The following is a 7,908-nucleotide window of genomic DNA, read 5'->3' as shown; positions in this document are numbered from 1 at the left end:
TCCGGTGGTCCGGACCGGTCGGCTCCGGACGGACCGTCCGCGCCGAGGTCGACCTCCCCCACCAGCACGTCGCGCTGTCCCACGCGGAACTCACCGTCGGGGTAACACATCGGTGCCGACCCGTCGCAGCACCCGCCCGACTGGTGGAACATCACCGGGCCGTGGCGGCCGACGAGCTCACGGATGAGTTCGGCGGCCGGCTCGGTGACCACGACGCGCGGCGGGAGACCGGGAGGCGCCGCCTCCGGCGGGAGGGCGCGCGCCGCGATGGGAACGCTCCCGCCCGAGGGGAGTCCGCAGACATCGTCCATGACCGGTCCCTCCTCCTCTGATCCGCCGCGGCTCAGAAGAAGCCCTGCGGCTTGCCCGAGTAGCTCACCAGCAGGCACTTGGTCTGCTGGTAGTGGTCGAGCATCATGCGGTGGTTCTCGCGCCCGATGCCGGACTGCTTGTAGCCGCCGAACGCCGCGTGGGCCGGGTACTGGTGGTAGGTGTTGGTCCACACCCGGCCGGCCTGGATGGTGCGACCGGCCCGGTAGGCGGTGGTGCCGTTGCGCGACCACACGCCGGCGCCCAGGCCGTAGAGCGTGTCGTTGGCGATCGTCATGGCGTCGTCGAAGTCGGTGAACGAACTCAGGGAGAGCACCGGCCCGAAGATCTCCTCCTGGAACAGCCGCATCTTGTTGTGGCCGCGGAACACGGTCGGCTGCACGTAGAAGCCGCCCGCGAGGTCGCCGTCCAGTTCGGCCCGGGCGCCGCCGGTGAGGACGTCCGCACCCTCCTGCTTGCCGATGTCGATGTAGGACAGGATCTTCTCCAATTGGTCGTTGGACGCCTGCGCACCGAGCATGGTGTCGGTGTCGAGCGGGTTGCCCTGGGTGATCTTGTTGGTGCGCTCGATCGCGAGCTCGCTGAACTCGTCGAAGACGGACTTCTGCACCAGCGCACGCGAGGGGCACGTGCACACCTCGCCCTGGTTGAGGCCGAACATCGCGAAGCCCTCGAGCGCGGCCTGACGGAAGTCGTCGTCGGCGTCCATGACGTCCTCGAAGAAGATGTTGGGGCTCTTACCACCCAACTCGAGGGTCACGGGGATGAGGTTCTCCGAGGCGTACTGCATGATCAGGCGCCCGGTGGTGGTCTCGCCGGTGAAGGCGACCTTGCGGATCCGGGGGTTGGAGGCCAGCGGCTTGCCGGCCTCGGTGCCGAAACCGTTGACCACGTTCACGACACCCGGCGGGAGCAGGTCGCCGATCACCGACATGAGGAACAGGATCGACGCCGGGGTCTGCTCGGCGGGCTTGAGCACCACGCAGTTGCCCGCGGCCAGTGCCGGGGCGAGCTTCCATACCGCCATGAGGACCGGGAAGTTCCACGGGATGATCTGCCCGACCACGCCGAGCGGCTCGTGGAAGTGGTACGCCACGGTGTCCTCGTCGATCTGCGAGATCCCGCCCTCCTGCGCGCGGATACAGCCGGCGAAGTAGCGGAAGTGATCGATCGCCAGCGGGATGTCGGCGGCCAGACACTCGCGGATCGGCTTGCCGTTGTCCCACGACTCGGCCAGCGCGATGGCCTCGAGGTTCTCCTCCATACGGTCGGCGATCCGGAGCAGGACCAGGGACCGCTCGGCGGCGGAGGCGGCGTTCCAGCCGGGGGCGGCGGCCCACGCGGCGTCCAGGGCCGCCTCGATGTCCTCGGACGTGCCGCGGCCGACCTCGCAGAAGACCTGGCCGGTGATCGGGGTGACGTTCTCGAAGTACTGGCCCTTGACGGGTGCCACCCACTCGCCGCCGATGAAGTGCTCGTAGCGGCCCTCGTAGGACATCACCGAACCATCGGCGCCGGGCTGTGCGAAAACGGGCATGGTGCCCCTCCTTCTCCTCCGCGCGACCCCCGTGGTCGTCGCTGTGATGTAGAACACTATGCGCGGCAGGGTTGCAGCAACGTTGCACGACGGGCGACCCCGGCCGATCGCGTGCGTCCACTGCCCGACCGGGCAGGGCCCCACCCGTTCGACCTGCCGGAATCCACCGGATCCTCTCGCCGCGGACGTCCCGGCCGCCCTACCGTCTGCCCCCATGGAGACCACAGCGACACGCGGGACGAGCCGGGCGATCTCGGCGATCCGGGGCGGACCGGGCCGGCGCTTCGGGGCGTTCACCGTGATCGCCGACGACCGTCGGGTGCGGATCGGGCACGACCTCGACGACGACGAGGTCAGCGAGGCGCTGATCCCGGCCATGTCCCGCGATCTGCTCGCCACCGGGGTCCTGCACACCGTCGACGAGTTCCACCGGGCCGTGACCGCGCTCGTGACCTGCCGGGACGGGAGCTGGCAGGAGTGCTGGTCCGCCTACTACCGGTCGTCGATCTCGGCACTGGCCAGCGGCGTCTGCCCGTTCTCCCCGGTCCACGACCGGGCGGTGGCGGAGATGGTCGGCGACTCCGCGGTGGAGATCGGATGTTGCTTCGGGTTCCTGTCCCTGCGGCTCGCCCGCGAGGGTGTCAGGACCATCGCCGTGGACCTCGACCCCGCCGTCCTCGGGTTGCTCCGGACCTGCGCACCCGCCGGCGCCGCCCTACCCATCCCCGTCTGCCTCGACGCGCGGACGACCCCCCTGGCCACGGACGCCGCGGACACCGTCTACCTCGTCCACGTCCTCGAGCACCTCGACGAGGACGCCGGCTGGGACATGGTCCGCGACGCACTCCGTCTGGCGCGGCGACGCCTGGTGATCGCCGTGCCCTTCGAGTCCGTCGCCGTGGCCCAGTACGGCCATGTCCGGACCTTCGACATCCCCACGCTGACGGCCCTCGCCGCCCGGATCGAGGCTGTCGGCGACCGCTGGGCTTCCGGTGTGCGGACCCGGGTCGACCAGCACCACGGCGGGTGGCTCGTGGTGGACAGATGACCCGCCCCGCCGCCGACCCCGACCGCCGAGGCCCCGCCGCCGACCCCCGACCCCGACCCCATCGATAAGAGCGTTCCGCACACGATTGCCGAGAAGAGGGTGTGCGGAACGCTCTTCCCGTTGGGGCGGGTCGGCGCCGGTCAGGGCGGGTCGGCGGAGGCGGTCAGAGCAGGCCCTGCCGACTGGCCACGTACACCGCCTCGGCACGCCGCGAGACCTTGAGCTTGCGCAGGATGTTGCTGATGTGGAACTTGGCGGTGGTGGCCGAGATGAACAGCGCCTGACCGATCTCCTTGTTGGACATGCCCTCCGCCAGCAGTTTCAGGACCTCGATCTCCCGGGCCGACAGGGCCTCGGACGCCGAGCCCACGCCCTTGAGCGCGTCGAGCACCATGGACGCGGTCCGGGTGTCGAAGGCGCTCTGCCCCGCCGAGACCGACCGGACGGCCGTCACCAACTCGGTCACGTCCACGTTCTTGACCACGTATCCCCGGGCCCCCGCCCGGACCGCCCGCACGACGATCGCCTTGTCGAGGAAGGTCGTGAGCACCAGGGGGGCGACGTCGGGGAACAGGTCCCGGACCGCCGCACAGACCCGCAACCCGTCGAGCTCGGAGCCGCTCCCGAGTTTGAGGTCGATCACCGCGACGTCCGGGCGGGTCGAGTTGATGACCTCCAGCGCCGCGTCCGCGGTCGACGCCTCGCCGACCACCTCGAGGTCGGGCTCCCGCTCCAGCATCAGTCGCAGTCCCTCACGCAGGACGGCGTGGTCGTCCACCAGCACGGTGCGGATCGTCGCCGGTGGGGTCGTGGGGCCGGCCGCCGGCGGGGTCATCGGACCGGCCGCCGACCAAGGCCGTCGACGCCGGGCGCCACCACCGTGATCGCCACCCCGCCCAGGTCGGACTCCGCGATGCGCATCACTCCTCCCACCAGCTCCGCCCTCTCCCTCATGTTGACCAGACCGTGACGCTCCTCGGGGGAGCCGGTCCGCACGCCCTCGAGCAGGTTCCGCAGGTCCTCCGGTCGCCCCACCCCGTCGTCCTCCACAGTCAGTCCCACGGCCTCGTCACCGAAGTCCAGGGTCACCACCACGCCGTTCCCCCGCGAATGCCTCGCGGCGTTCGAGAGCGCCTCGCCGGCGATCCGGAGCAGCTCGTGCTCGATCCCGGGGGTCGTCGGGACCTCGCTGCCGAGCACCCAGACCTCGGTGGTCATGCTCGACGGGACGTGGAGGCGGCACAGGTCCTCGATCAGCCGGCTCAACCGCCCGTCATCGATCGTGCGCAGGGCGTAGATCACCGACCGCAGTTGTTCGACGGCCTGGTCGGTCAGGTGCACCGCCTTCTCGAGCAGCGGCCGCTGCTGGTCGGCCTGTCCCACCGCATCGAGTCCGAGTTGGAGATGCATCCCCGCGCCGAGGACGAGCTGGGACACACTGTCATGGAGTTCCCGGGCCATCCGCGACCGTTCCACGTCGAGGATCCGCTGGCGATGCGCGGCGTCGAGTTCCCGGTGGGCCAATTCCAGTTCGGAGTTCCGCCGGGACAGCTCCACCACGTGCCCCCGGGCCTCCTCGTACGCCTCCTCCGCCCGCGCGAGCAACGTCTCCTGGTCCCGGAACAGCACGGAGTTGTGCAGTGCCACGGCCGCCTGCGCGGCGAGGATCCGCAGGACCACCGTGTCGATGTCGTCGGCCGGCCGCCCGGGGTGGCGCCAGGACGCCAGTCCCCCGATCACCCCGCCGTGCAGGATCAGCGGCACGGTCACCGCGTCGGGACCTCCGGCCTCCGCGACCTCGGTGGACCGGCCTCCGCGGAGGACCGCGAGCAGCACGTTGACCACACCCTTGGGCAGCCCCTCCGGGACCGGCGCCAGATCCCGCCCCTCGAACGCGACGAACCGCCCCTCGGGGTCCACGATGACGTGCCGTGGCTCGACGGACGGGAGCTGACCGTCCCGGAGGGCGACCAGCGCCCACTCGGCGTCGAGCTGGTCGTAGGCGACCCTGAGGACGGACAGCATCAGCTCCTCGGGCCCCTCGGCGGTCCGCACCAGCGCCCCGGAGACACGATCGAGCGCGTGCATGGAGCGGCGCAGCCTCGACTCCGCCGCCCGGTACTGGTCGAAGAAGCTCCTCTTGACCGACCGCAGGCCCAGGAGGGAGTCCAGATCCGTGGGCCCCTCGGTCATGACGCCTCCCGGTACAGTCGTTCGACGTCCTCGAGGGTGACGGGACGCGGATTCGTGGCCATGCACAGATCGTCGAGCGCGTGCGCGGCCAACGTGGGGATGTCCTCGGCACGGACCCCCAGCTGCGCGAGCCCCGACGGGATCCCGACCGCCTCCGCGAGGTCCCGGAAGCGGTCCGCCACCCGGTCCGTCACCTGGCCACCCCGGGACCCGACGGCGACCCCGGCGGCGCGCGCCAGGTCCGACATGCGGTCCGCGGGCATGACGATCCCGTTGTGCCGGACGACGTGGGACAGCAGGACCCCGTTGATCTGACCGTGCGACGAGTCGTACCGGCCGCCGACCGGATGGCTCATCGCGTGGACCGCCCCGAGGACGGCGTTGCTGAACGCCATTCCCGCCTCGAGGGACGCGAGCGCCATGTCCTCCAGCTGCCCGTCGCCGTGCCTCTCGCCGCCCCCGAGCCTGTCGAGCGACCGCGCGCACAGCTCCACGGACCGCAGGGCGTGGGAGTCCGTCAACGGACCCGCCGCGCGGGAGAAGTAGGCCTCCACCCCGTGCGAGAGCACGTCGATCGCCGTGGCCGCCCGCACGTCCTCGGGGACGGTCGCGTGGGTGGCCGGGTCGATGACCGTCACGTCCGGCACCAGCGAGCGACTCACGATGGTCACCTTGGTCCTCCGGTCCGAGTCGTTGACCACGCAGAACTGGGAGACGTCGGCGCCACTGCCGGCCGTCGTCGGCACGGCCACCACCGGGGGCAGCGGCAGCCGGACCCGGTCGACCCCCTCGTACTCGAGGACGTGTCCGCCGTTGGAGACGACGAGCGCGACCCCCTTGGCCGCGTCGATCACCGAGCCGCCGCCCACCGCCACGATGACGTCGCACCCCGAGGAGTGATAGGTCAGCGCGCCCTCGAGGATCTGGGACGCCCGCGGGTTCGGCCGGACGTCGGACCACACGACCGGCTCGGCGCCCCGCGCCCTCAGCGCGTCGACGACCGTGCCCGGCCACGGGGTGAGTTCGAGCCACGGATCGGTGACGACGAGGGGACGGCGTGCGCCCAGCCCCATGGCGGCCGTCGCGGCCTCGGGCAGGGCACCGAAGCCGAAGAGGATCTCCGGCGCGTGGAACTTGGCCACCCGGCCTTCCGACGACATGACCACACGATAGGCCCGGGTCATGTCAGGCGAGCGAGCTTCCCAGCAGACCTGCCCGTTCGGACAGTTCTGCGGCGTCGCGCGCGGTCACCACCCCGTCCAGGTGCCGGGCGTACGCGCTCAGCCCACACGTGGGCCGGTTCCAGTACCTCCGGGCCTCCGGGGTGATCCACGCCATCCGGTGGGCCCGCCTGCTGATCCGCCCCACCAGGTCCTCCCGCGGATCCAGGCCGTTGCTCCGCCCGTCACCCACGACGAGGACCGAGGTCCGGGCGTCGATCAGGTCGCCGTGCCGGTCGAGGAGCTCGGCGAACATCCGCCCGTAGTCGCTGCTGGCCTCGAGATCCAGACCGGGGGCGGCCAGAACGGTCGCCAGGGCATCCGCACCGGTCGACGACAGGAGGTGGTCGGTCACGTCGACGGGTCGGTCGACAAAGGCGACGACAGAACACCGGTTGACCTTGCGGTGCAGGCTCTGGGCCAGCCGCAGCACGAATCCGGTGACGGGACGGACCGAGAGCGACACGTCGACCAGGATCAGAAGCTTGAGCGGTCCGGGGACACGCGTGCGGTTCATGAGGGTGAACGCCTCGCCGTCCGTCGCCCAGGCGCGACGCAGGGTGGAGCGCGAATCGAGCACCCCGCGGGCGAACGGTCGGGAGCGCCGGCGGGGGGCACCCCGGATCCGGCGCATCACCTCGTGTGACGCGCGCTCGAGGTCCCCGCTGTCGAACGCCTCCGGGCCCCCGTGGAGCTCGTCGTCGTCGACACGGCCGTCGGCGACGTCGTCCGGAAGGTTCCTCAGGAACTCCACGACCGCGTCGACGAACATCCCCACCTGCTCGCCCGCCGGGGCCCCGCCGTCGTCACCGTGCCCCGCGTACACCTGTCGGGCGTCATAGCCGTCGAGGGTCTGCAGGACGTCGAGTGCGTCCGCGAAGTCCAATGATTCGTCACCGGACACCGAGATGGCGGAGGACCCCATCTCCCCCACCCGGTCCGACGACGCGCGGTCCACCTCGATCTCGTAGGTGACCGAGGACTGCCACCGCTCCGCCCCCTCCTCGACCGCGAACTCCTCCTCGCCCGTCGCGGTCGAGAAATCGGAGTCGTCGTAGTGGATGTCCTCGTCGCGACGGGCCGTCTCGTCGCCCTCGACCAGGTCACCGATCTCCGCCGGATCCAGGTCCGACGGGGTGAACGGCGAGGACCCGTCCGAGTCCAGTTCCAGCTCGTCGGGCAGCGCCCCCACCTGCGGGGCATCGCCTCGGGACCCTCCGGCGTCCTCGGCCCGGGCCTCCAGCAGACCGAGGAAGACGCGGTCGAAGACCGCGTCGAATCCCCGGTTCTCCCGCTGGTACTTGACCGTCACCGCACGGAGCGCCGGCCGCAGCACCTCGGGCCGGGAGGTCCCCACCAGTGCGAGGACGGTCCGCACCTCCACCACCTCGGCCGGGGAGACCGCCACCCCGTGTTCCCTGAGCAGCCGCCCGAACGCCACGGAGACGATGTCGAGGACGTCCGGGGGCGAGACGTGGGACCCCGTCCCGGCTGTCATCGTCGGCCGGTCCCGCGCCCGGCCACGCTTCTCGCCCGACCCGCCCCGAACGCCGCGGAGGTCGAGGCCCCGGTCGCGTCGG

General features: G+C 71.3%; 7 protein-coding genes. 1 reads left to right on the top strand and 6 read right to left on the bottom strand.

Annotated features, from left to right (window positions below):
- Positions 1-311: DUF779 domain-containing protein (locus G6027_RS06820; RefSeq protein WP_182636515.1), on the bottom strand; the 311-nt coding region annotated here is incomplete at its 3' end.
- A gap of 32 nt (positions 312-343) precedes the next feature.
- Entirely contained in the window at positions 344-1,867 is a 1,524-nt protein-coding gene (locus G6027_RS06815; protein WP_182636514.1) for an aldehyde dehydrogenase family protein, read from the bottom strand.
- A gap of 214 nt (positions 1,868-2,081) precedes the next feature.
- On the opposite strand from G6027_RS06815, the gene mftM reads away from it, so the two are divergent.
- The gene (gene mftM, locus G6027_RS06810; protein WP_182636513.1) at positions 2,082-2,915 is read left to right on the top strand and encodes a mycofactocin oligosaccharide methyltransferase MftM; all 834 of its coding nucleotides are present in this window, start codon (positions 2,082-2,084) and stop codon (positions 2,913-2,915) included.
- A 163-nt stretch (positions 2,916-3,078) separates the two neighbouring features.
- Here mftM and G6027_RS06805 read toward each other — a convergent pair whose 3' ends face one another.
- The 4 genes from G6027_RS06805 to G6027_RS06790 form a co-directional block, all read right to left on the bottom strand.
- The gene (locus G6027_RS06805; protein WP_182636512.1) at positions 3,079-3,750 is read right to left on the bottom strand and encodes a response regulator transcription factor; all 672 of its coding nucleotides are present in this window, start codon (positions 3,748-3,750) and stop codon (positions 3,079-3,081) included.
- Positions 3,747-5,108 (bottom strand): ATP-binding protein, encoded by a 1,362-nt coding sequence (locus tag G6027_RS06800; protein WP_182636511.1) that lies wholly within the window; start codon positions 5,106-5,108, stop codon positions 3,747-3,749. Before G6027_RS06800 ends, G6027_RS06805 begins: the two co-directional genes overlap by 4 nt.
- Positions 5,105-6,268 (bottom strand): iron-containing alcohol dehydrogenase, encoded by a 1,164-nt coding sequence (locus tag G6027_RS06795; protein WP_241726889.1) that lies wholly within the window; start codon positions 6,266-6,268, stop codon positions 5,105-5,107. Before G6027_RS06795 ends, G6027_RS06800 begins: the two co-directional genes overlap by 4 nt.
- A 25-nt stretch (positions 6,269-6,293) precedes the next feature.
- Positions 6,294-7,908: VWA domain-containing protein (locus tag G6027_RS06790; protein WP_346995648.1), on the bottom strand; the 1,615-nt coding region annotated here is incomplete at its 5' end.

The sequence above is a fragment of the Dietzia sp. SLG310A2-38A2 genome, from assembly GCF_014145095.1.
Taxonomy (GTDB): domain Bacteria; phylum Actinomycetota; class Actinomycetes; order Mycobacteriales; family Mycobacteriaceae; genus Dietzia.
The sequence above is the reverse complement of the archived record's forward strand: the minus strand, read 5'-3'. Positions and strand labels throughout refer to the sequence as shown.

Bases quoted from the DNA above. Each gene is read 5' to 3' on its own strand.
- G6027_RS06815 (WP_182636514.1), bottom strand. From the start codon at position 1,867: ATGCCCGTTTTCGCACAGCCCGGCGCCGATGGTTCGGTGATGTCCTAC.
- mftM (WP_182636513.1), top strand. From the start codon at position 2,082: ATGGAGACCACAGCGACACGCGGGACGAGCCGGGCGATCTCGGCGATC.
- G6027_RS06805 (WP_182636512.1), bottom strand. From the start codon at position 3,750: ATGACCCCGCCGGCGGCCGGCCCCACGACCCCACCGGCGACGATCCGC.
- G6027_RS06800 (WP_182636511.1), bottom strand. From the start codon at position 5,108: ATGACCGAGGGGCCCACGGATCTGGACTCCCTCCTGGGCCTGCGGTCG.
- G6027_RS06795 (WP_241726889.1), bottom strand. From the start codon at position 6,268: ATGTCGTCGGAAGGCCGGGTGGCCAAGTTCCACGCGCCGGAGATCCTC.